The sequence below is a fragment of the Cupriavidus sp. SK-3 genome (assembly GCF_000611145.1).
Classification (GTDB): domain Bacteria; phylum Pseudomonadota; class Gammaproteobacteria; order Burkholderiales; family Burkholderiaceae; genus Cupriavidus.
In genome coordinates this window covers 25523-49456 of sequence record NZ_JFJV02000075.1, presented here as the reverse complement: position 1 = coordinate 49456, position 23934 = coordinate 25523, and the positions used below count along the sequence as shown (strand labels likewise).

Annotated in this window: 19 protein-coding genes and 1 pseudogene; 11 read left to right on the top strand and 9 right to left on the bottom strand. The window is 67.3% G+C overall.

The annotated features are described in order from the left end of the window. Window positions 1–113: 113 nt before the first annotated feature. A complete protein-coding gene (locus CF70_RS07870; protein WP_035862917.1) occupies window positions 114–374 on the bottom strand; it encodes a phosphopantetheine-binding protein in 261 nt (86 codons plus the stop codon). Window positions 375–919: 545 nt separating this feature from the next. Between CF70_RS07870 and CF70_RS07865 the strand changes: the two genes are divergently transcribed. From CF70_RS07865 to CF70_RS07820, 9 genes and pseudogenes are all read left to right on the top strand, one after another. Beyond that, a complete protein-coding gene (locus CF70_RS07865) occupies window positions 920–1498 on the top strand; it encodes an acyl carrier protein (RefSeq protein ID WP_235184946.1) in 579 nt (192 codons plus the stop codon). After that, a pseudogene (locus CF70_RS07860) lies at window positions 1498–3323 on the top strand (AMP-binding protein). The gene CF70_RS07865 and the pseudogene CF70_RS07860 overlap by 1 nt, the downstream one beginning before the upstream one ends. Further along, window positions 3320–4291 (top strand): acyl-CoA synthetase, encoded by a 972-nt coding sequence (locus tag CF70_RS07850; protein WP_035862768.1) that lies wholly within the window; start codon window positions 3320–3322, stop codon window positions 4289–4291. Before CF70_RS07860 ends, CF70_RS07850 begins: the two are co-directional and overlap by 4 nt. A gap of 3 nt (window positions 4292–4294) precedes the next feature. Beyond that, on the top strand, window positions 4295–4945 hold the full coding sequence (locus tag CF70_RS07845; protein ID WP_255350640.1) for a LolA-related protein: 651 nt from the start codon (window positions 4295–4297) through the stop codon (window positions 4943–4945). Continuing rightward, window positions 4942–7413 (top strand): MMPL family transporter, encoded by a 2472-nt coding sequence (locus tag CF70_RS07840; protein WP_081862072.1) that lies wholly within the window; start codon window positions 4942–4944, stop codon window positions 7411–7413. The genes CF70_RS07845 and CF70_RS07840 overlap by 4 nt, the downstream gene beginning before the upstream one ends. Further along, window positions 7410–8258 carry a polysaccharide deacetylase family protein gene (locus tag CF70_RS07835; RefSeq protein WP_414629435.1) on the top strand — a complete coding sequence of 283 codons (849 nt, stop codon included), beginning with the start codon at window positions 7410–7412 and terminating at the stop codon, window positions 8256–8258. The genes CF70_RS07840 and CF70_RS07835 overlap by 4 nt, the downstream gene beginning before the upstream one ends. Before the next feature lie 76 nt (window positions 8259–8334). Then, complete coding sequence (locus CF70_RS07830; RefSeq protein WP_035862763.1) at window positions 8335–9543, top strand: beta-ketoacyl-[acyl-carrier-protein] synthase family protein; 1209 nt, start codon at window positions 8335–8337, stop codon at window positions 9541–9543. Between the two features lie 8 nt (window positions 9544–9551). Next, window positions 9552–10355: a beta-ketoacyl synthase chain length factor gene (locus CF70_RS07825; RefSeq protein WP_035862761.1), complete on the top strand. Its 804-nt coding sequence runs from the start codon at window positions 9552–9554 to the stop codon at window positions 10353–10355. Window positions 10356–10359: 4 nt separating this feature from the next. Continuing rightward, window positions 10360–10821, top strand: a complete 462-nt coding sequence (locus CF70_RS07820; protein ID WP_035862759.1) for a hypothetical protein — start codon at window positions 10360–10362, stop codon at window positions 10819–10821. Here CF70_RS07820 and fahA read toward each other — a convergent pair. The 6 genes from fahA to CF70_RS38555 all read right to left on the bottom strand — a co-directional run bounded on the left by fahA (window position 10818) and on the right by CF70_RS38555 (window position 17655). Then, window positions 10818–12080, bottom strand: a complete 1263-nt coding sequence (fahA, locus tag CF70_RS07815; RefSeq protein ID WP_035862757.1) for a fumarylacetoacetase — start codon at window positions 12078–12080, stop codon at window positions 10818–10820. The genes CF70_RS07820 and fahA overlap by 4 nt on opposite strands. A gap of 82 nt (window positions 12081–12162) precedes the next feature. Beyond that, a complete protein-coding gene (gene hmgA / locus CF70_RS07810; protein ID WP_035862755.1) occupies window positions 12163–13503 on the bottom strand; it encodes a homogentisate 1,2-dioxygenase in 1341 nt (446 codons plus the stop codon). A gap of 72 nt (window positions 13504–13575) precedes the next feature. Further along, window positions 13576–13815: a DUF2783 domain-containing protein gene (locus CF70_RS07805; protein WP_035862909.1), complete on the bottom strand. Its 240-nt coding sequence runs from the start codon at window positions 13813–13815 to the stop codon at window positions 13576–13578. Between the two features lie 20 nt (window positions 13816–13835). Beyond that, on the bottom strand, window positions 13836–15599 hold the full coding sequence (locus CF70_RS07800; protein WP_051648132.1) for an FAD-dependent oxidoreductase: 1764 nt from the start codon (window positions 15597–15599) through the stop codon (window positions 13836–13838). Window positions 15600–15693: 94 nt separating this feature from the next. After that, the gene (locus CF70_RS07795; protein ID WP_035862753.1) at window positions 15694–16653 is read right to left on the bottom strand and encodes an MBL fold metallo-hydrolase; all 960 of its coding nucleotides are present in this window, start codon (window positions 16651–16653) and stop codon (window positions 15694–15696) included. Window positions 16654–17259: 606 nt separating this feature from the next. After that, window positions 17260–17655 carry a helix-turn-helix domain-containing protein gene (locus tag CF70_RS38555; protein ID WP_081862071.1) on the bottom strand — a complete coding sequence of 132 codons (396 nt, stop codon included), beginning with the start codon at window positions 17653–17655 and terminating at the stop codon, window positions 17260–17262. 265 nt (window positions 17656–17920) lie between these two features. On the opposite strand from CF70_RS38555, the gene CF70_RS07780 reads away from it, so the two are divergent. Beyond that, complete coding sequence (locus CF70_RS07780) at window positions 17921–18529, top strand: TetR/AcrR family transcriptional regulator (RefSeq protein ID WP_035862750.1); 609 nt, start codon at window positions 17921–17923, stop codon at window positions 18527–18529. Window positions 18530–18786: 257 nt separating this feature from the next. After that, on the top strand, window positions 18787–19695 hold the full coding sequence (locus tag CF70_RS07775; RefSeq protein ID WP_051648131.1) for an alpha/beta fold hydrolase: 909 nt from the start codon (window positions 18787–18789) through the stop codon (window positions 19693–19695). A 221-nt stretch (window positions 19696–19916) separates the two neighbouring features. Here the strand turns inward: CF70_RS07775 and CF70_RS07770 are convergent, their stop codons facing one another. Both CF70_RS07770 and fdhF read right to left on the bottom strand, forming a co-directional pair. Next, window positions 19917–20933: a zinc-binding alcohol dehydrogenase family protein gene (locus CF70_RS07770; RefSeq protein ID WP_035862747.1), complete on the bottom strand. Its 1017-nt coding sequence runs from the start codon at window positions 20931–20933 to the stop codon at window positions 19917–19919. 149 nt (window positions 20934–21082) lie between these two features. After that, window positions 21083–23920 (bottom strand): formate dehydrogenase subunit alpha, encoded by a 2838-nt coding sequence (gene fdhF, locus CF70_RS07765; protein ID WP_035862746.1) that lies wholly within the window; start codon window positions 23918–23920, stop codon window positions 21083–21085. Between the last annotated feature and the right edge of the window lie 14 nt (window positions 23921–23934).

Genomic DNA, 23934 nt, shown 5'->3' with positions numbered 1-23934 from the left:
CAGCGCATCACAGGCACCTTCCCGATGCCGCACATTGATACCCCACTTCGATATCCCTTGTCTGCCCACCCGCTTCTGACATCCGGGCAAGGCCAGGCGGCCAGCCGGAGGCATCAACGCGTCCGGTTCGCTGCCGCATAGGTGGCGAGACTGCCGAGCGAGGCGAAAATCTTGTGGTTGTCGGGATTGTCGGAGCGCAATTCGAACCCGTACTTCTTCGAGATCAGCAGGGCAATCTCCAGGATGTCGATGGAATCCAGGCCAAAGCCCTCGCCATACAGGGGCGTTTCAGCAGAGACATCTTCCGGCTTGATGTCGGAGATATCGAGTTCGCCGATGATCAACTCGGCGAGTTCATGTTCCAGTTCGGTCATCGTCGCAACGTTGCAAATATCGAAGGGTTCCGCATGCACGCTACGGTAGTCGTCTCCTGCACATGATGGGCAGCCCGGGGCGTGCGCGAAGGCAGACGGCTATCGTATACTCCGGCATCGTCTTTGGGGCAGATGCTACCAAGCTGGGGAAAATCCCACTAGAAAAGAGAAGTTTGGTAACAACATTGTTCGCCGCGTCCTGAAACATCGCTCCACTTCGGCAGTCTTCACGCTATATGCTCTCGTCTTGCTTCCCGGCGCCCGGATCGGTACCGGGCCGTCCTGCCGGACGCATCCGGCAAGACAAGCCAAGCGCCACAGCCGTCCCCCTATAGCACCAAATGTCATCTTGTGATCCATCCACGACCTGCCGTCCCGATCGCCTGCCCGCCAGGCCGGCGGACGACTGTCACACCAGCAGCTCCACCGCCTCGCCCAAGCAAATGCCGGCTACGGCACATGCCGCTGGTCAGCACCCTCTGCGCCGTCACGGCTGGGTGATCGTTGCTGCATTTTTTGCGTTGTATGAGTACGCCTTGCACCAAGTGGCCCAGCGGCCCGGCGCACAGGAGGCCGGCTTGCTGCTGGGTGCAGCGCCTTTTATCCTGCTGGGGCTGGGCGTCAGCTGGCGCTCCCGCTGGCGGTTCCCCTTGCTTGTGCTGCTGGCGCTGGCCTGCGCCGGCCTGTGGCTGGCGCGCGCACCGCTCTCGCTGCATTTCGGGTGGACCTACTACATGCAGCACATGGGTGCGAACACCGCGCTCGGATTGATGTTCGGCCGCAGCTTGCGGCGCGGGCAAACGCCGCTGTGCACCGAGTTCGCCGCCATCGTGCGGGGCGCGCTTTCCCCCGCGCTGCAACGCTACACACGCGCCGTCACGCTGGCGTGGACGCTGTTCTTCGCCATCATGGCGGCGGTATCCACAGTCCTGTTCGCGCTCGCGCCTGTCGCCACCTGGTCCACATTCGCCAACCTGTGCAGCCCGGTACTGGTGGCACTGATGTTCGTGGTGGAAGCGGGTTGCCGCCGTTTTGCGCTGCCGGGAGTGGCCCATGCCGGCGTTCGCGAAGCGATCCAGGGCTACCGCGCGGCCATGGCCGCGCGCGCGGGGTTGTCGCGTTGATGCCGGCCGCCCCCACCCATCGGCAGCCCGGCAACGGACGCGCCTATCCGCTGGTTTCACATACCTCCCCGGATAGCATCATTGCCTGGCATCTCGGCCAGCCAGTCACGGTGCGCCACTTCCTGGCAGACGTCATGCGGCTTGCCGCCGGGTTGCCGCCGGGCGGCCATATCTTCAATGTCTGCGCCGACCGCTATCGCTTCACCGTAGGCCTGTGCGCTGCGCTGGTGGCCGGCAAGATCAGCCTGCTGCCGTCCACCCATACACCGGAAATGGTGCGCCAGCTCGCATCGTTCGCGCCCGACGCCTTCTGCCTGCACGACACGCCGGATTGCGATATCGCGCTGCCGCGCTTCCGCGTCCCCGGGTTCGTCGGGCAAGCCGGCGCGGCCACCCTGCCTGAGCCGAGCATACCGTCCATCCCCGGCGAGCGCGTCATGGCCTATGTGTTCACCTCCGGTTCGACGGGGCAACCGGTGCCGCACCGCAAGACCTGGGGCTTCCTGGTCAGCAACGTACGCGCCGCGGCGGCACGGCTGGGCTTGCAGGACGGCCGCGCCTATACGCTGGTGGGCACCGTGCCGCCCCAGCACATGTATGGTTTCGAGTCGACGGTACTGCTGGCCTTGCAGGGCGGTATCGCCCTGAGCGCAGCGCATACCTTCTACCCCGCGGACATCCGCGATGCACTGGACGCCGTGCCACGGCCGCGCGTGCTGGTGACCTCGCCGGTGCACCTGCGCGCGCTGCTGCGCTCTCCCGCCAGGCTGCCCCCGGCAGACCTTATCCTGTCTGCCACCGCGCCACTGTCGGAGAAGCTGGCATGCGAGGCGGAGGCACGCCTGGCGGCGCCGCTGATGGAAATCTACGGCAGCACCGAAACGGGCCAACTGGCTACGCGCCGCACCGCGCAGACCAGCGCCTGGGAACTGTTCCCTGGGGTGAGGCTGGAAGCGCGGCGGCAAGCCGGCGGCGAAACCGGTGGAAGCGGCGCAGAGGACCAGGTCTGGGCAGCGGGCGGCCATGTGGAACAACCCGTCGCCATGGGCGACGCGCTGGAGCTGCTGGACGAAACCCGCTTCCTGTTGCACGGCCGCAAGGCGGACCTGATCAATATCGCCGGCAAGCGCACCTCCCTGGCTTACCTCAACCACCAGCTCAACGCCATCGAGGGCGTGGAAGACGGTGTCTTCTTCATGCCGGATGCGCCGCCGGGCGAGCGAGCCGAAGGCCAGGTGCGGCGCCTGCTTGCGCTAGTGGTGGCGCCGCGCCTGCAGGCCTCGCAGATCCTGCACGCGCTGCGCGAGCGCATCGATCCGGCCTTCCTGCCTCGCCCGGTGCTATTCGTCGACACGCTGCCGCGCAACGCCACGGGCAAGCTTCCGCACGAGATCCTGGCGCCACTGGTGGCAAGGCTGCAGGCGGCCCGGCAGTCCCAACCGCCCGGAGCGGGTGCATGATGCGCATGGCCCGCCCCGACCATCGACTCAAGCAAGGCGCAGCGCGCACCACGGCTGGCTTCGTCATTGCGCCCGATCATCCCGCGCTGGCCGGCCACTTCCCCGGCCATCCGGTGGTGCCGGGGGTGGTGCTGCTGGATCACGCGATCGCGCTGATCGGCGCCGCGCTGGCGCAACCGCTGGAGATCTTCCAGCTCGGTTCGGTCAAGTTCCTGAGCCCGGTGTCGCCCGGCGAACCGGTGACGGTCACGCACGAAGCCGATGCGCGCGGCACGATCCGCTTCACGCTCAGCGCCAGCGGCCGGGACGTGGCAAGCGGCACGCTGACCCCGGCAGCGCCGGCGTCAGGGGAGATCCGCGCATGACGTCGCCGGCCAATCGAGGACAAGCCGCCGGCGCCGACTGGTCCAGCCGCCAGGAGCGCAGCAACACCACGCTGCTGCGCGTCATGAGTTGGCTCTCCTTGCGCCTCGGGCGCCGGTTCGGCCGCGCCGTGCTGCGCCTGGTCACCGCTTACTTCGTGCTGTTTTCCCCGACCGCACGCTATGCCTCGCGCGCCTACCTGGACCGAGTGCTGGGACGCGACGCGGGCTGGAGCGACGGTTTCAGACACGTCTTCAGCTTCGCCTCGACCATCCACGACCGCATCTACCTGCTCAACGAACGCTTCGACCTGTTCGATATCCGCGTGCATGGCGGCGAACTGGTGGACGAGGCGATGGCGCGAGGCGGCGGCGCCTTCCTGCTGGGTGCCCACCTGGGCAGTTTCGAAGTGATCCGCGCCGTGGGCCGCCAGCGGCCCGGCCTGCGGGTCGCGATCACCATGTACGAGGAGAACGCGCGCAAACTGAACAGCGTGCTGGAAGCCATCAACCCGGCCATGCGCCAGGATGTGATCTCGCTCGGCCGCATCGATGCCATGCTGAAGGCACGCGAATACCTGGAACGCGGCTTCATGATCGGCATGCTGGCCGATCGCACGCTCTCGCAACGCGCCACCGATCCCGTGCAGCAGTGCGATTTCCTGGGCGCGCCGGCGGGCTTTCCCACTGGCCCGCTGCGCATGGCGGCCATGCTGCGCCGTCCTGTGATCTTCATGACCGGGCTGTATCGCGGCGGCAACCGCTACGACATTCACTTCGAGGCGCTGGCGGATTTCTCCCAAGTGGCACGCGGCCAGCGTGAGCAGGAAGTCCAGGCCGCACTGACACGCTATGTAGGCATGCTGGAACGCCACTGCCACGACGCGCCATACAACTGGTTCAACTTCTACGACTTCTGGCAGTCCGGCCCGCCGCTTTCCAGCCAGCCGCCTCCCGGCAACGAGCCCTGACAAATGCCTCGATTCCCCGCCGCCCTCGCGCCTTGCTGCCTGCGTGGTCTTGCGCGCCTGTCCATGCTTGCCTGCCTGGGCGGTGCGCTTATCCTGGCGGCCCCGCCTGCCACGCAGGCCGCCGAACCGCCCGCCGCCTCCGCGGCCTGGGGCGTGGACCAGTTGATGTCCGCGCTGGCGCAGCGCAAATCCGGGCGCGTGCGCTTCACCGAGACGAAATATCTCGCCATGCTCGAACGTCCGGTGGAATCATCGGGGGAACTGGTATTCGTGGCGCCGGATCACCTGGAAAAGCGTACCGTTGCGCCCAAGCCGGAGAACCTCGTGCTCGACGGCGACATGATGACGGTGGAGCGCGGCGGCAAGCGGTTCGTGATGCCCCTGCAAAACTATCCGGAAATCGCGGCCTTTATCGAGAGCATCCGCGGCACCCTGGCGGGCAACCGCAATGCGCTGGAGCGTTACTATCGACTAGGCATCGAGGGCCGCGCTACCCGCTGGACGCTGACCCTGACGCCGGCCGATTCGCGCATGGCGGGCATCGTCAGGCAGGTCCGCATCGAAGGCGCACGGGACACGCTCGATAGCGTGGAAATCGTGCAGGCAGACGGTGACCGCTCGGTGATGAAGATCAAGACGGCCGGCGCCCCATGACCGGACAGGCTCGCCGCGACAACTGGCGCCAGCGCCTGGCCGAACGGCCGGCGCGCATGGCCGTCGGCCTGTGGATGGTGTTCCTGCTGGCCTGCGCCGCGGTGGTTGCGCGCACCAGCTTCACGGCGGACTTGTCTGCTTTCCTGCCGCGCAGCCCGAGCGCGGAGCAGCAGTTGCTGGTGGACCAGTTGCGCGAGGGGCTGGTGTCCAGGCTGATCCTGCTTGGCATCGAAGGCGGCGACGCCGCCGGGCGGGCCGCTCTCTCCAGGGCCGTGGCGGCGAAGTTGCGGGCCGACCCGCGCTTTTCCTCGGTCAACAATGGCGAGCCGGTCAACCAGGCCAGCGACCAGCGCTTCCTCTATGCGCATCGCTACCTGCTCAGCCCCACGGTCACGCCCGAGCGCTTTTCGCCGGACGGGCTCAAGGCGGCGGTGGGCGAAAGCTTCGACCTGCTCGCCTCTCCGGCGGGACTCTTCACCAAAACGCTCTTGCCGCGCGATCCCACCGGCGAAATCACCTCCGTGCTGGGCCAGCTCGATAGCAGCCAGCGCGTGCCGCTGCGCGACGGCGCATGGAGCTCGCGCAACGGCCAGCGCGCCGTGCTGCTGGCGCAGACCGCCAGCGCCGGCTCCGACACCGACGGGCAGGCAGATGCCATCGCCGCCATCCGCCAGGCCTTCGGGCAAGCCCGGCAGGCACAGCCAGCGCAGGCCGGCGCCGCACCTTACCGCCTTGTGATGACCGGCCCGGGCGTGTTCTCCGTCAGCACTCGCGACACCATCAAGCGGGAAGTGGAGCGGCTGTCCACGCTGGGCATCTGCCTTATCGTCACGCTGCTGCTGGTGGTGTACCGCTCGGTGCCCACGCTACTGCTCGGGCTGGTGCCGGTCGTATCTGGCGCGCTGGCCGGCGTGGCCGCGGTCAGCCTCGGCTTTGGCGGCATGGTGCATGGGCTGACGCTTGGCTTCGGCACCACGCTGATCGGCGAGGCGGTCGACTACTCCATCTACCTGTTCGTGCAATCCGCCCAGTACACACATGCCGGCCGGCGCGACGAACGGGCCTGGGTCGGCGCGTTCTGGCCCACGGTGCGGCTGGGCGTTTTGACGTCGGTCTGCGGTTTTGCTTCGCTGCTGCTTTCGGGCTTTCCCGGGCTCGCCCAGCTGGGGCTGTATTCCATCGCCGGGCTGACTACGGCAGCGCTGGTCACGCGCTTCGTGCTGCCGCGGCTGGCGCCGGCCAACCTGCGCATGCGCGATGTCACGCCGCTGGGCACGCGCCTGGCCAGCGCCGCCGCCCATGCCCACCGGCTGCGCTGGCCGATGGCAGCCTTGCTGCTGGCAGCCGGCGCGGTGCTGCTGATGCAGCGCGCCCCGCTGTGGAGCCAGGAACTCTCCTCGCTAAGTCCTGTGCCCGAGCGGGAACAGGCACTCGACGCCGCGTTGCGCGCCGACCTTGGCGCGCCGGACGTGCGCTACCTGGTGGTCTTGTCCGGCCCCGACCAGGAGAGCGTGCTGCAGGGTGCCGAGCGGGTGGCGCGAGAGCTGGATCCCCTGGTGGCGCAAAGCGTCATCGCGGGCTATGAGAGCCCCGCGCGCTACCTGCCCAGCCTGGCCACCCAGCGCGCCCGGCAGGCCAGCCTGCCGCCGCGGCCGGAACTGGCGCAACGGCTGCAGGCGGCGGTAGCGGATCAACCGGTGAAGCCCGGCCTGTTTACGCCGTTCCTGGATGACGCCGAGCAAGCGCGCGGCGCGGTGCCGCTGCGCCGGGAAGACCTGCGCGGCACCTCGATGGCCCTTGCGGTCGACGGGCTGCTGACCCGCCACGGCGAGCGCTGGAGCGCGACGCTGCCGCTGCGCGCGCCCACGGCGACGCCACAAGGCAAAACGGGGCCGGCAGCGGGGCCGAGCCTCGACGCCGCTCCGATCCGCGCCGCCATTGCGCGCGCGGCCCTGGACGACACGCTCTTTGTCGACCTGAAGAGCGAATCCGACCACCTGTATGCCAGCTATATGCACGAAGCGCTGCGCCTGTCGCTCGGCGGGCTCGCCGCCATCGCCGTGCTGCTGACGATCGCGCTGCGCTCGCCGCGCCGCGTGCTGAGCACCTTGCTGCCGCTGGCCGCCGCCACGCTAGTGGTAGTTGCGGGGCTCGCCGCCAGCGGGCGGCAACTCACCATCCTGCACCTGGTCGGCATGCTGCTGCTGATCGCGGTGGGATCGAACTACGCGCTGTTCTTCAACGGCAGCGGCCGGCAGGCTTCCGCTATTTCGCCACATACGCTGGTATCCCTGATGCTGGCCAACATGACCACCGTGGCGGCTTTCGGACTGCTCGCCTTCTCGAGCCTGCCGTTGCTGCAAGCGTTCGGCATGACAGTGGGCCCCGGCGCGGTGCTCGCGCTATTGTTCTCCGCTATCCTGGCGCCGCCGGCGCTGCTGTCAGCGACGGCCAGGAGCCAACCATGAGCCGCATGACACCGACCCCTCGCCTGCAAGCGGCCCCGGCCGCCATCCACGACGCCCGCCGGTGGCGTCCTGGCGCCCTGGTCAGCGGTACGCTGGCAGTGCATGCCGGCGCCGCCGCGGCCATCGTGGCACAGCCTGCGTGCCTGCCGTGGGCTGCCGGCAGTGTGATTGCCTCGCATCTGCTGCTGACGGCGGCCGGGCTGTGGCCGCGCAGTACCTGGCTGGGACCCAACCTGCGGCGCCTCCCGCCATCGGCACAGGGTTGCGTGGCCCTGAGCTTCGACGACGGTCCCAATCCCGAGGTGACGCCACGCGTGCTGGACCTGCTGGATCAGCACGGCGTGCAGGCCACTTTCTTCTGCATCGGCGCACGCGCGGCGCGGCACCCCGCGCTGGTCCGCGAGATCGTGCAGCGCGGACACGCGGTGGAGAACCACAGCCTGGACCATCGCCATCACTTCTCCCTGTTCGGCCCGGCCAGGCAGATGCGCGATATCGCCGCGGCACAGCAGGTGCTGAAGGAACTGACCGGCACCGCGCCGCGCTTCTTCCGGGCGCCCGCCGGGCTGCGCAACCCCTTCCTCGAACCCGTGCTGTGCCGGCTGGGCCTGCACCTGGCCAGCTGGACGCGGCGGGGCTTCGACACCGCCGCCGCCGGCGATGCCGATCATGTCGCGCGCCGCCTGCTGACCGGCCTGGCCGAGCGCGACATCCTGCTGCTGCATGACGGCAACCCAGGCCATGATCGCGCCGGCAGGCCGCTGGTGCTGGCGGTGCTGCCGCGTGTGCTGCGGGCCATCGACAGCGCCGGGCTGCGCTGCATAACGCTGCGTGATGCTACGTGACGCCTTGCCCCGTGCGGCTTGCCGACACGGGCCATTTGATACAATCGGCGCACCGCGCAAACGGATCCACAAAGCAGTGTCCCCCCTTCTTTTCTCGCACTACACAGCCACCAGTTGCCTGGGGCATGGCCTCGACGCCACACTGGCGGCCTTGCGCGCACAACGCGGCGGGCTGATTCCCTGCGAGTTCAGCGATATCAGGCTGGATACGTATATTGGTGAAGTCGCGCAGGTGGATGAGACGTCGCTGCCCGCGGCGCTGGCTGAGTTCGACTGCCGCAACAACCGGCTGGCGCAACTGGGGCTGGAACAGGACGGCTTTGCGGAGCAGGTTCGCGCAAGCGTGGCCCGCTACGGCGCGCACCGGATCGGTGTGTTCCTTGGCACCAGCACTGCCGGCATCCTGCAGACCGAGCTTGCGTACCGCCGACGCGACCCCGACACCGGTGCGCTGCCCGCGGATTTTCATTACCGCGGCAGCCACAGCCCCTACTCGCTGGCGGAATTCGTACGGTGCTACTTCGGCCTGCGTGGGCCCGCGGCATCGATCTCCTCGGCCTGCTCGTCCGGTGCCAAGGTGTTTGCCTCGGCACGCCGCATGATCGAGGCGGGACTGATCGATGCTGCCGTGGTGGGTGGCGTCGATTCGCTGTGCCACACCACGCTGTACGGTTTCAATTCGCTGGAACTGGTATCCAGCCAGCCATGCCGCCCCTACGACGCGCACCGCAATGGCATCTCGATCGGCGAAGGCGCCGCGTTCGGCCTGCTGGAGCGCCTTCCCGCGGCAAGCGCCGCGCGCGCGGGCGAAGACATCCTGCTGCTGGGCATCGGCGAATCCAGCGATGCCCACCATATGTCAGCGCCGCACCCGCAGGGCCTGGGCGCCCGCATGGCGATGGCGCAGGCGCTGTCCAGCGCCGGCCTGACACCGGCGCAGATCGACTACGTCAACCTGCACGGCACCGCCACGCGCAGCAATGATGCGGCCGAAGGCAAGGCCATGCTGGACCTGCTGCCCGCCGCGCCGTGCAGTTCGACCAAGGGCGCAACCGGCCACACGCTGGGCGCGGCCGGCGCCATCGAGGCGGTGATCTGCGCGCTGGCGCTGCGTCACGGCCTGCTGCCGGCGGGCATCAACACCACCGAGCCGGATCCCGAATTGCCGCTCGACTACCTGCTGGAAAACCGCGAGCAGCCCGTGCACCGCGTTCTGAGCAACGCCTTTGGCTTTGGCGGCTCCAACTGCAGCCTGTTGTTCGGGCGCGCCGATTCGCCAGGTTGAACCTAGCCATGCAAGTGAGCGCATTCATCGAAGGCATCGGCCTGCTCGGACCCGGTTTCAAGGACTGGCCGCAAGGTGCCGCCGTACTTGCCGGCACGCTGCCCTATGCCAGCGAACCGACCGGACTGCCACCACCGGCCGGCCTGCCACCGGCCGAACGGCGCCGCACCGGCCCCAGTGTCAAGCTGGCGCTGGGGCTTGGCCAGCAAGCCGCAGCGGCGAGCGGCATGGATGCGGCGGCCCTGCCAACCATATTCACCGCATCCAGCGGCGACGGCCACAACTATCACATGATCTGCGAGGCACTGGCCAGCGACGATCCGCTGATCTCGCCGACGCGCTTCCACAACTCAGTGCATAACGCGGCGGCGGGCTACTGGGGCATCGCCTCCGGTGCCATGGCAGCGTCCAATGTGCTGTGCGCCCGCGACGGCAGTTTCGGCGCCGGCCTGCTGGACGCCCTGTGCCAGGTGGCGGTGGACCGCGAAGCGTGCATGCTGATCGCCTACGACACGGACTACCCGGAGCCGCTGCGCAGCCACCGGCCGATCCCGGACGCGTTCGGCCTGGCGCTGGTGCTGCTGCCCGAGCCGACCCCGCGTTCCCTCGCGCGCCTCGACGTCACGCTGGCCGAAGCCCCGGCCAGCCGGATGGCGGACCCCGCGCTGGAGCGGTTGCGCCAGGGCGTGCCCGCGGCGCGGGCCCTGCCCCTGCTGCAGGCGCTGGCGCTGGGCGGCCCGCGCGAGGTGGTGATCGACTATCTGGATGATCTGCGCCTGCGGGTGGCCGTTACCCCGGCCGCGGCGGCATAACGCCATGCATCCCGACGCGGCACCGCTGGGGCGCGCGTGGATCGCGGCGCATATACCGCATCAGGGCAACATGTGCCTGCTGGACGCCGTGCTCGACTGGAGCCCGGAGTTCATCCGCTGCGAAGCCAGCAGCCATACCCATCCCGAGAATCCGCTGCGCGCCCACGGACGCCTGGCGGCCGTCTGCGGCATCGAATACGCCGCGCAGGCCATGGCCGCGCACGGCGCCGCCTTGCAACAGCCGGCGCAGCGCCCGCGCGTGGGCTACCTCGCCAGCGTGCGCAAGCTGGACCTGCGCGTGGCGCGTCTTGACGATATCGCCGCGCCGCTGCTGGTGGAGGCCCACCGCATCAGCGGCAGCGAGAACAACATCCTCTATGCCTTTGAAGTCAGCGCGGCCGGCCAGTTGCTGCTGGCCGGCCGCGCCGCGGTCATCCTGGATGTCCCGCTGAGCCCGGCCGCTTAGCGCGCCGGCAGGATCTTGCCGGCCACTTCGCCAAACCCGACCCGATAGCCGTCGCCCTGGCACCAGCCGGCCATGACCACTTCGTCGCCGTCTTCCAGGAAGCCACGCTTGCCGCCGTCGGCCAGCGCTACCGGCTCGGCACCGTTGCGGGTCAGCTCCAGCAGGCTGCCATAGGAATCCGGCGTGGTGCCGCTGATGGTGCCGGAGCCCATCAGGTCTCCCACGCGAACATTGCAGCCCGACACCGTGTGGTGGGCCAGTTGCTGCACCATGGTCCAGTACATGGCCTTGAAGTTGGTGCGGCAGACGGTGGTGGCATGCTCGGCGCCTTCCGGGCGCAGGGAGACTTCCAGTGCGATGTCGTAGGCATTGCGCTCCGGCTGCTGCAGGTATTCCAGCGGCTCGGGCGACTGCACCGGATTGTCGCGGCGGAACGGCTCGAGCGCGTCCATCGTCACCACCCACGGCGAGATCGAGGTGCCGAAGCCTTTGCTGTTGAACGGGCCCAGCGGCACATATTCCCACTGCTGGATATCGCGCGCGCTCCAGTCGTTGAGGATCACCATGCCGAAGATATGCCCGGCCGCAGCGGCGGTGGTAACCGGCTCGCCAAGCGTCGACGGTTTGCCGACGATAAAGGCCATTTCCAGTTCGTAATCGAGCTTCTGGCAGGCCGTGAAGATCGGGCGCGGTGCGTTGGGCGGCTTGATCTGCCCCTTGGGACGGTGCAGCGCAGTGCCGCTCACCACCACCGAACTGGCGCGGCCGTTGTAGCCGATGGGAATCTCCAGCCAGTTGGGCAGAAGCGCATTGTCCGGATCGCGGAACATGCGGCCAACGTTGGTGGCGTGCTCGCGCGAGGAGTAGAAATCCGTATAGCCGGGGATGTCCACGGGCAAGTGCAAGGTGGCCCAGGCCATCGGCACCAGGGCTTGCTCATGCAAGGCGGATTTGGGACGCAGGATGGTGTCGTCCGCCGACAGCAAGGCCGTCAGGCGTTGTCGGGTTTCGGTCCAGGCCGGCTTGCCGAGCGCGATGAAGGCGTTAAGCGTGGCGCCGCCGAACACGCCCTTCACCGCGGCTGGCAACAGGCCTTCCGCATCCAGCACGGACAGGTCGAGAATCAGGTCGCCGATGGCGACACCCACGCGCGGGCCCTGCCCGCTCGGGGAAAAGATGCCGTAGGGAAGGTTCTGCAGCGGGAAATGCGTAATGCCATCGTTGGCGGAATCGATCCAACTCTGCTGGACGGTAGTCATCGGGGGCTCCGGAAGGGAATGACAAAAGGTGCCGGCGGCTTCGGCCGCGCGCGCACCCGGAAGACGAAATCGTTGGTCGGAATCAGCGCTGGCCGGGGTTGAAATGCTTCTTCAATCCCTGCCAGCACGTGTAGTAGTCGGCCTGCAACTGGGCCGACTTCGCCGCATACGGCGTCGGCCGGATCACGGCCGGCGTCTCGAACATGAAGGCCATGGTATCGCTGATGTGGTGCGGCTGCGAAGTATCCCCGGTGGTGGCCTTGGCGAAGGTCTCGGCATCCGGGCCGTGACCGGTCATGCAGTTGTGCAGGCTGGCGCCGCCGGGCGCGAAGCCATCGGCCTTGGCGTCGTAGACGCCCTCGACCAGGCCCATGAATTCGCTGGCGATATTGCGGTGGAACCAGGGCGGGCGGAAAGTGTTCTGCGCCGCCAGCCAGCGCGGGCCGAAGATGACGAAATCGATGGTATCCACGCCCGGCGTGTCGGAGGGGCTTTGCAGCACCAGGAAGATCGACGGATCCGGGTGGTCGAAGCTGATCGAGCCGATCGTGTTGAAGTGGCGCAGGTCGTACTTGTACGGCGCGTAGTTGCCGTGCCAGGCCACCACGTCCAGCGGCGAGTGCCCGATCGATGCGCGCCACAGGTTGCCCTGGAATTTCGCCACCAGCTCGAAATCGCCTTCGCGATCCTCATACCAGGCGTGCGGCGTCAGGAAATCGCGCGGGTTGGCCAGGCCGTTGGAACCAATCACGCCCAGGTCCGGCAGGCGGAACAAGGCACCGTAGTTCTCGCAGATATAGCCGCGCGCTTCGCCGTCCGGTAACTCCACGCGGAAACGCACGCCGCGCGGCACCACCACGATCTCCTGCGGCTCCACGTCCAGCACGCCCATCTCGGTGGCCACGCGCAGCCTGCCCTGCTGCGGCACGATCAGCATTTCACCATCGGCGTTATAGAAGAAGCGATCCGTCATCGACCGGTTGGCCAGGTACAGGTGGATGCCGCAACCCGACATGGCCTCCGGGCTGCCGTTGCCGGCCATGGTGACGATGCCGTCGACAAAGTCCGTCGGCTCGGTGGGCATGGCCGGCGGGCTCCAGCGCATCTGGTTGGGCGAAGGCTGCACGGCATCGAAGCGGCTGACGATGCGCGACTGCTCGACCAGCGTGAACGGCTCGTGCATGGCCGCCGGGCGGATGCGATAGCACCAGCTGCGCCGGTTGTGCGCGCGCGGCGCCGTAAAGGCGGTGCCGGAGATCTGTTCGGCATAGAGGCCATAGGGCGCGCGCTGGGGTGAGTTCTGCGCCACCGGCAATGCGCCGGGCAGAGCCTCGGTGGCAAACTCGTTGGCAAAACCCGACTGGTAGCCGGGCGTACCGTGGTCCGGCGCTTTGCCCGGAACATTCAGTTGCGTCTGCGTCATGTCTTGTGTCTTCCTCTTGCGCTTACGATTTACGATGAATCTCGGTTTCTTGAAATGCGGCTGGGCGCGGCGTCAGGCTGCGGCCGCCGGGTCGGTGGCGGGCTGGACGACAGCCCGTGCGAGCACGCCCGCACGGGCGAACTCCATGGCTTCCTGCAGGATGGCAAGGTCGCCGATGTGGTTGGCCAGCAGCAGGATGAGCTGCGCGTTGGCGGACTGGCTCTGGGCGTCGGACAGGTCGCGATGCATGTCGATCAGCGCCTCGTAGAAGTCGTCCGGGCGGGTCAGGTTGGGTTGAGTGTTCAGCGGCATCAGCATGTCTCCCTAACGTCTCAGGCCTCGGCTGTGGCCGCAGCAATACGTTCGTCACCGGCGGCGCCGTCTTCCTGCCAGCCGAGCGCCCGCCGCAACGCGGCTTGCACCTGGCCGGCATCGAATGCCCGCCAGCGCGCGCATACGTGCTGGTCAGGCCGCAGCAGGTAGACCGTGCCCGGCCGCCCGTCGTAGCGGCGCGCCAGCAGGCCTTCGCTATCCTCGAACAAGCGCACGCCGGTGGGTGCGCCGGGCGTCTCGCCGCCACCTGCCGGGACCACGCACAGCACTGCCAGCCGGACCTGTCCGCAGGACAGCGCCTGCAAGGCGGTCAGCGCCGGTGCCGGCAAAGCGCCCGCGTCCGCGAAGACCATGGCAGTGAACCGGCTGCCCAGCTGGGGCAAAAGCCACGCGGCCTGGCCGTCCACCTTCACTGGCGCATCGGCGCACGACGTGCCTGGCACCATCAGCCCCGCGAACTTCGCCTCGCCCTGCTCGTCGGCCGCATCCGGCGTGTTGAGCGGGGACGCGTGCAACACCGCCGGCACCGACAGCCGCCCGCTGTTGACGAGCTGGCGGGCAAAACCGTGCTGCCGCGCCAGCGTCAGCACGGCGTCGCGGAAGACGCGGCTTACGGGTGTCTTGGGCGTGATGAAATCGGTAGAGCGGGTTGAGTGGCGGATATTCTCGTCGGCGGCGTGTTCGCGCTCGCTGGCGTAGCTATCCAGCAAGGCATCCGGCGCGCTGCCCGCCAGCACCAGCCCAAGCTTCCAGGCGAGGTTCTCCGCGTCCTGCACGCCGCTGTTGGCGCCACGCGCCCCGAAAGGGGAAACGCGGTGCGCGGCATCGCCAGCGAACAGCACGCGGCCATGGCGGAAGCGATCCATGCGCTGGCAGGAGAAGGTATAGACACTGACCCACTCCAGTGCAAATTCGACACCATCGCCCAGCAACGCCTGGATGCGGGGGATCACCCGTTCGGGCTGCTTTTCCAGCTCGGGATCGGCGTCCCAGCCAAGCTGGAAATCGATGCGCCAGACATTGTCCGGCTGTCGATGCACCAGCACCGACTGGTTGCGGTTGAACGGCGGATCGAACCAGAACCAGCGCTCGCTCGGGAAGGGCGCCGCCATCTTCACATCGGCAATCAGGAAGCGGTCATGGAAGACGCGCCCCTTGCTTTCCAGGCCCATCGCATGGCGGACCGGGCTGCGTGCACCGTCGGCCACCACCACGTAGCGGGCCTGCAGGGCATAGTTGCCATCGGGCGTTTCCACATCCAGCGTCACCACGTCGCCATCTTGCGTGAGCCCCGCCACGCGATGCTTCCAGCGGATCGCCAGGTTGGCCAGTTCGGCCGCGCGCTCCACCAGATAACCTTCCACATAGTATTGCTGCAGGTTGATAAAGGCCGGCCGGCCATGCCCGCACTCGGGCAGCAGGTCGAAGCTGTACACCAGCTCCTGGTCGAAGAAGATCTTGCCGACGTTCCAGCTCACGCCCTTGTCCACCATGCGCTGGCCGCAACCGAGGCGGTCGAAGATTTCCAGCGTGCGCTTGGCGAAGCAGATTGCGCGCGAGCCGGTGGAGAGCGTGCAGTCGTCGTCCAGCAGCACGACAGGCACACCCTGCTGGGCCAGGTCGATTGCCGTGGCCAACCCGACCGGGCCGGCCCCGATCACCACGACGGGATGGACCGGATGGCCGCCGGCGCCTGGCCGCGGCGCACTCTGCTCTGCGCAAGGCTGGTACGCGAAGGTACAGGCCTGGTAATTGGTTTCCATCTTGTCTCCATCCTCCAGCCATGACCGCTGGCGCGGTTCTCCAGGCAACGCTGCGGGTGGGCCGCGCTGCCGGCATGCCATCCGCGGCCGCGCGCTACTCCTGCAGCGCCGCCCACATATCCTTGTCACGCTGCGCGGTCCAGATACGCGGATGCTTGATGCCGCTGGCCTCGTCGTAGGCACGCGCCACGTCAAAGGGCAGGCAGTGCTCGTAGATAAAGACCTGCCCGAACTTGTCGTCCATGGCAGCGCGGGTATGCGCCATGGCGCCCTTCAGGTCGAGCTTCTGCGCCACGGCTTCCTTGCCTCGCTGCAACAGCGTGCTGACGAAGTCGCGCGTGTAGTCCAGGCCGCGCCCCACCAGTTCGGGATCGGTGAGCGCCGGGCCACGGCCGGGGATCAGCGCCACCGGATCCAGTGCGCGCAGCGCTTCCAGCGTAGCCGGCCATTCCTCGAGCTGCGCGTCGCCGCAATAGCAGGCCGCGTCGTACTCGACGAGGTCGCCGGAAAACAGGATCTTCTGCGACGGAATCCACACCACGGTATCGCCCTTGGTGTGACCGGCTCCGAGGTGCATGACCTTGACTTCGAGCGTGCCCAGGTACAACGTCAGTTCGCGCTCGAACACCACGTTGGGCCAGGTCAGTCCAGGCACGGTCTCGACACCCGCAAACAGCCGCGGGAAACGCTCGATCTCGGACTTCATGTCGGCTTCGCCGCGCTCCACGATCATCTCGTAGGTGCCGCGGCTGGCGATCACGTTTTGCGCACCTTCCCTGAAGTAAGCCGAAGCGCCCAGCACCCGCACAGCGTGATAGTGCGACAGCACCACATGCTTGATGGGCTTGTCGGTAACGGCGCGGATGCGGGCAATCAGGTCCTGCGCCATTGCCGGCGTAGCGGTCGTGTCCACGATCAGCACGCTGTCGTCGCCGATGATCACGCCGGAATTCGGGTCGCCTTCCGCGGTATACGCGTAAGCGTTCTCCGACAGCTTGGTGAAGGTGATCTGCTTTTCCTGCAGATCCGCCTGCGATGCAAAGGCCTTGCTCATGGCTGCTCCTGTCTCGTTCTTTCTAGTGGAACCGGCGCTGGACGGGACGTGGTGCCGCCTTGCCGCCAGCCGGCAGGCAGCACCACAGGGGACAGTGGCGCCTGGTGAATTACACCGCCGGTGCGCTTCCAGCATTCTGGCGGGCTGGTAACATCACCTAAAATTACACAATCCGTAATTCATTTACCATATCGTAATCTCAGCCTGCGGACGTGTCAAACCCGCATCCTGCTCGCAGACCGGCTGGCGGCCGCGAAACCCGGATGGCTCAGGCTTCTAGGTTAGGCGGGAAATAGGGCGACGGGAGCACGGCGCGGCACGAGACAGCACATGACGAGGCGATGCGCGGAGATGCTCAGGCGTAAATGGAGAACATAGGGAGAACGCGGGGAGAACGCCGGAAGGGCGGCGGGCAATAGCAGGCAGGCCAGCCACGGCGCAGGGGCCGAAGCCGTCAAAAGAAGGCAAGCGTCAGCCAGCCAGGCTGGCACCAGGCCATGCCAGGCAGGCGGGCAAAACTCCTTCAGCGGGCACAGGGGGATGTGCCCGCTGAAGGTATGGCAAGCGTGCGCCGGCCCGTCCCGAAAGCGGGACCAGCACGAACACTCAGGCTGGCTTGTGACCTTCGCCCGGGCCCGACGCGAAGCCCGTGCTGACCGGGGTGGCCGGTGCAGGGCTGGTGGCGGCGGTGGGTGTCGCGGCAGGCGCCTGTCCGGCCATGGAAGCGGCCGTGACGCCGCCATTGCGGCTGGCAATAAATGCGTTGACGTCTGCTGCAAGATGCTGGGGAGCCAGCACCACTTCCAGGCCCAGCGCCTCGCAAGCCGCTAGGAAAGTCGACATGCGGGGGTCGGCTTGACCCGATTCGGCCCGCAGGTAAGCTTCCCGGGATATCCCGGCCTTACGGGCGACGTCTTCCTGCTTGAGCTTTCGCGCTCGGCGCAACGCCCGCAGTTGCCGGAACGGTTCGCTAGCGCCTCTAGGCACGGCTGTACTGTTCATGTCGGTCTCCAGTCACCAGTGAAAAAAAAGTGCGCGGACGTGCATTCGAGTATAGAGCACGCAAAGCGTTCCGTATGTAATCAGCGCAACACTTTGTGCAGATTTCTTGAGAGTACCCAATGCAGGCTTATCCACGCCTGTCAATAGGTCCAATAAAGCACAATTATCTGCCTCCGTGGTGACATAACGGACGGCCGGGATTTAGGTTGACGAGAGCGCACTAACACAATATTGACAAACCGACCGGTCGTGCTATTCTTGCCGAATGCAAAAAGGTCAACTCACCCGCGCAGCCATCATCGAGCAAGCCCTGGACACTGCCGCGCAGGTCGGGTTCGAGCAGTTGTCGCTCGCCACGCTGGCGGCCGACACCAGCATGTCGAAGAGCGGGTTGTATGCCCACTTCAAGTCCAAGGAGGCATTGCAGGAAGCCGTCCTGGGGTTGGCCCTCGAGCGTTTCTCCGATGTCGTCATCCGGCCGGCCATGCGTCAGCCGAGGGGCACGCGGCGGGTGCAGGCCCTCTTCGAAGGCTACATGCTCTGGCTTGGCGGATCCGTCAACAGGGGCCGCTGCCTGTTCATGGCGCTGGGCCAGGAATACCGCGACCGCCCAGGCACCATCAGGGATCAGGTGGTGCAATCGCTGAAGGACTGGCACAGCCTTATCGCCCGGGCCGTGACCGACGCCATCGAGGAAGGCGACCTTTCCCCCGCGCAAGACGCGCGGCAATTCGCCTTCGAGATGGTTGGCATCGGCATGTCGTTTCAGCAGTCTTTCAAGCTGCTGGGCCGTGAGGACACCGAGATCATGGCGCGCCGCGCCTTCGAAGCCCTGCTCAGGCGTGCCGAGGTGGCGCAACCGGAGCGCAGGTAGCGCGGCACTTGCGGGAACGCCTGCGAGACGCCGCGACGCAGCATGAGATAAATCAGTGCGAAATACGGGACGACCGGACGTCGTCTTTTTTTGAAATAAAAATAGCACGACTGGTCGGTCTTACCGGATGCCATGGCACCCGAAACCGCAGACCGCACTCAGGACATTGCAAATATTTGCTGGAGGTGCCCGCTGTGACGCAAGCGACTTACCCATCCACCAAAACCCGGCAAGCCGCGCCGGTACCGAGCGACCCGATGCGCTGGGCGCGCCTTGGCTGGCAACTGGCCGGCCTCCTCTACCCCGCCGGCGCCGCGCGCGCGCTGGAACGCGCCTGGTTCCGCCCACCCCATGGCAAAGCCCCCGATGGCGCGGGCCGGGAGTTGCTTGCCCGTGCCCGCGTTGACTGGGCATTGGTGACCGGCCAGGGAGCGAGCCGGCGTGTGCGTGTCTATCGCTGGGGCAGCGAAGGCCCCACGGTGTTGCTGGCCCACGGCTGGGGCGGCCATGCGGCGCAATGGCAGCCCCTGGTCGCGCCGCTGCTGGCCGCAGGCATGCGCGTGGTGGCCTTCGACGCGCTATCGCACGGCGGCTCCGACGCGGGCGCGCGTGGCACTGGCCAGAGCTCCGTCGTGGAAATGTCGCGCGCGCTGCTGGCCACGGCATGGCATGCCGGACCGGTCCACGCCGTGATCGCGCATTCGCTCGGCAGCGCCGCACTGGCGCTGGCCATGCGCGAAGGCCTGCACCTGCAGGCTGCCGTGATGATCGGCCCGCCGGCGGATATGCACAACGCCGCCGCGGCATTGGCCTGGCGGCTGGGCATTGGCCCCGGTGTGCTCGCGCGCATGCAGCGCAACAGCGAGCGCTGGCTGGGCATGCCGTGGTCGGCCTTCAACGTCCCCGCGCTCGGCAACGCCGTGCCGGTCCCACCGACCCTGGTGATCCACGACCGCCAGGACAAGGAAGTGGGTTGGGAAAACGGCGCGGCAATTGCCGGCGCCTGGCCCGGTGCGCAACTGATGGCCACGGACGGGCTCGGGCATCGCCGCGTGCTACATGACGCAGCTGTCATCGCGCGCACGGTGGCGTTCATCGGCGGCACTGCCGGCACATCGTCCCTCGGTGTGCCGGCGCGCATGGCTCAGGTCGAAGCCCAAACCTGAACCTGGACCTGGGCCGGCCAGGCTAGCGAGAAACTAACCCTCCTCGCCAGTTCGCCGCAGCAATCCTGTCGGCTAAGTGGGTATGTGGCATGCCACATACCCACTTTTGGTGGTTGGGGAAAATTCCTGGCGGTTAATTGCTTATTGGACAGAAAACGGTGGCCGGCGCGCCGGGGCGTGCCGGCCACCCCTCCGTTGCAGGGCCGCCCGCCAGCCTCGCATCAAAACCCTTCCAGTACCAGCTTGCCTATCGTCTGCCCGCTCTCCAGGATGGCGTGGGCCCGGCGCAAGTTGGCCGCATCAATACGCCCGAGGTGTTCCCCCAGCGTGGTCTCCAGCCGGCCGGCATCGACCAGCCGCGCTACCTCGTTAAGCAGGCGGTGCTGCTCGACCATGTCCGGCGTGCCGAACATCGAGCGGGTGAACATGAACTCCCACACAAACGTGGCGCTCTTGCTCTTCAGGTCGCCCACGGCCAGTTCGCCGTTGTTCTCCACGATCGAGCAGATCTTGCCTTGCGGGGCGATCACGCTTGCCATGGCGCCGAAGTGGCGGTCGGTATCGTTGAAGCAAAGGATGTAATCGACTTCGGCAAACCCCAGGCTGCGCAGTTGCGCGGGCATGTCGCCGCGATGGTCGATGGTGTGGTCGGCACCGAGCCTGCGGCACCAGGCGGCCGACTCGGGCCGCGACGCCGTGGCGATGACTGTCAGCCCCGCCAGGGTCCTGGCCAACTGGATGCCGATGGATCCCACGCCCCCTGCCCCGCCGATCACGAGCACGGAACGCCCCGCGTGCTCGCCCCGGGGCGACACACCCAGGCGATCGAACAAGGCTTCCCAGGCCGTGATCGCAGTCAGCGGCAAGGCCGCAGCATGAGCAAAGTCGAGCGAGGCGGGCTTATGGCCGACGATGCGCTCGTCGACGAGGTGGAACTCGCTATTGGCGCCGGGCCGGGTAATGCTGCCGGCGTAGAAGACCGGATCGCCCACCTTGAACAGCGTCACATCCGGCCCGACCGCGGCGACCGTGCCGGCGGCATCCCATCCCAGGATGCGCACGGCGGGCTCCACCTTGTCTTTCGGGGCCCGTACCTTGGTATCCACGGGGTTGACCGAAATCGCCGCCACCTTGACCAACAGGTCACGGCCTTCGGGCACGGGGGTTGCAATCTCGACATCGACCAGGGATTGCGGATCGTCGACCGGAAGGTAACGGGTCAGGCCAACAGCTTTCATTGCAGGGCTCCTTCAAGCAGGTTTCGGTGGCGCGGGACTGCGCCATGACCATAGCGTAGTCCCGTCTGCCTGCATTGATTAGCCGGAAAATACAACAATCAATTTCCCGAAAATCCGGAAACTGGCCAAGTGTCGCCCCAAGAGTCGCCCTATTGCGTCGTCCCCGGAATCGTCCCCGCCAGGATCTGCCCGCCTCCGTAGCTGGACTGCCGCGGCATCACTCCGCCCAGCGTCATCCGGATCGCGCAGTACTTGAACTCCGGGATCTTGCCGAAGGGATCCAGCGCCGCATTGGTGAGTTTGTTGATGGCGGCCTCGTAGTAGCAGAACGGCACGAACACGGCACCGCGCGGGGTGCCATCGTCCGCCCGCGCGAACAGCGATACCTGCCCCCGGCGCGAAACCAGCGTCACCAGGTCGCCGGGCTGGCCGCCGAGCGCGGCGAGGTCGAGCGGATGCACCAGCGCCACCGGTTCCGGCTCGATCGCATCCAGCACGCCGGCGCGCCGCGTCATGCTCCCGGTGTGCCAGTGCTCCAGTTGCCGCCCGGTGATCAGCACCGTCGGGTATTCCTCGTCGGGCCGCTCGGCGGCGGGAATGATGTCGGCCGGCACGAAGCGGGCCTTGCCCGTCGCGGTGGGAAACGCGTCGGTGAAGATCACGGGCTCGCCGGGGTCGCCTTCGGCACGGCAGGGGTAGGTCACCGCGTTCTCACGCTGCAGGCGCTCCCAGGTAATGCCGCCGATGCTGGGCATGGCGTGGCGCATCTCATCGAACACATCGGCCACGCTCGCGTACGGCCAGTCCAGCCCAAGCCTGGCCGCCATCTGCTGGATGATCCACAGGTCCTGGCGCGCCTGCCCTGGCGGATCGATCGCCTGGCGCCCAAGCTGCACGGTGCGGTCCGTGTTGGTAAAGGTGCCGGTCTTTTCCGGAAACGCCGATGCCGGCAGCACCACGTCGGCCAGGTAGGCCGTCTCCGTCAGGAAGATATCCTGCACCACCAGGTGGTCCAGCGCCGCCAGCGCCTCGCGCGCATGCTGGGCGTCGGGATCGGACATGGCCGGGTTCTCGCCCATGATGTACATGCCGCGCACTTCGCCGCGCTCGATGGCCTGCATGACTTCGACAACGGTCAGCCCCGGCTGGTGGTCCAGCGGCATGCCCCACAGCGACTCGAAACGGGTGATGGCCTCGGGATCGTCGACGCGCCGGTAGTCCGGGTACATCATCGGGATCAGGCCGGCGTCGGAGGCGCCCTGCACGTTGTTCTGCCCGCGCAGCGGATGCAGCCCCGTGCCCGGCCGGCCGATCTGCCCCGTCATCAGCGCCAGCGCGATCAGGCAACGGGCATTGTCGGTGCCGTGCACGTGCTGGGAGATGCCCATCCCCCAGAGGATCATCGCGGCTTTGGCAGTGGCATACATGCGCGCCACATAACGGATGGTGCCGGCGTCGATGCCGCAGATGGGCGCCATCGCCTCCGGACTGTAGGCGGCCACATTGCGCAGCAGTTCGTCGTAGCCGATGGTGCGGCTGGCGACGAACGCCTTGTCGACCAGCCCTTCATCCACGATGACATGCATCATCGCGTTGAGCAGCGCCACATCGGTATCGGGCTGGAATTGCAGGAAACGATGGGCGAAGCGGGCCAGGTCGGAGCGGCGCGGATCGGCCACGATCAGCCTGGTGCCGTTCTTCACCGCGTTCTTGATCCAGCTCGCCGCCACCGGATGATTGACGGCGGGATTGGCGCCGATCACGATCACCACCTCGGCGCGGGCCACATCCATCACCGGGTTGGACACCGCGCCCGAGCCGATCCCTTCAAGCAGCGCCGCCACCGATGAGGCATGGCAAAGCCGCGTGCAATGGTCCACGTTATTGCTGCCGAAGCCGGTGCGCACCAGCTTCTGGAACAGGTACGCCTCTTCGTTGCTGCCCTTGGCGGAACCGAAGCCGGCCAGCGCGCGCTTGCCGTGCGTATCGCGAATGCCTGCCAGCTTGCCGCCCGCGAGCGCGAGCGCCTCTTCCCAGCTGGCTTCGCGGAATACGTCCATCACGCGTTCGGGGTCCATCACGAAATCGCCGCGCTTGGGGACACCCTCGCGCCGCACCAGCGGCACGGTGAGCCGGTGCGGATGCTGCGCGTAATCGAAACCGTAACGGCCCTTCACGCACAGGCGCTTCTGGTTGGCCGGGCCGTCGCGTCCCTCGACAAACAGGATGCGGTTGTCCTTGACGTTGTAGGTGAGCTGGCAGCCCACGCCGCAATACGGGCAGACCGACTCCACCTGGCGCTCCGGCACCGGCAGCGCCGCGTCGCGCGCGGGCATCAGCGCGCCGGTCGGACAGGCCTGCACGCACTCGCCGCAGGCCACGCAGGTGGAAGCGCCCATCGGATCGTCCATGTCGAACACAATCGCGGCGTGGTCGCCGCGAAAGGCCAGGCCGATCACATCGTTGACCTGCTCGTCGCGGCAGGCGCGCACGCAACGGGTGCATTGGATGCAGGCATCGAGATTGACGGCGATGGCGGGATGGGACAAGTCCGCCGGCACCGCGGCGCGCGGCGCAAAGCGCGGCTTTCCGACTGCCAGCCGCGCGGACCACTGGTCCAGTTCGTTGTCGCGCGTGTAGTGCGCCTCGGGCATATCGGACTGCAGCAACTCCAGCACCATGCGCTGCGCGCGCACCGCGCGCTCCGAGCCGGTCTCGACGTCCATGCCCTGGGCCGGGTAACGGCAGCAAGACGGCGCCAGCACGCGCTCGCCCTTGATCTCCACCATGCAGGCGCGGCAGTTGCCGGCGGTATCCAGGCCGTCCTTGTAGCACAGGTGCGGCACGTCGAAGCCCTCGCGCTGCGCCACCTTGAGCAGGCTCTCGCCGGGGCTTGCGGAAACGTCCCGGCCATTCAGGCGGAACGTCACCGTGGTGCCGGAGGAGGCTTCGACTTGCGCACGCTCGGCGCGGGTCAGTGCATTCATATCGTCCTCGCGGC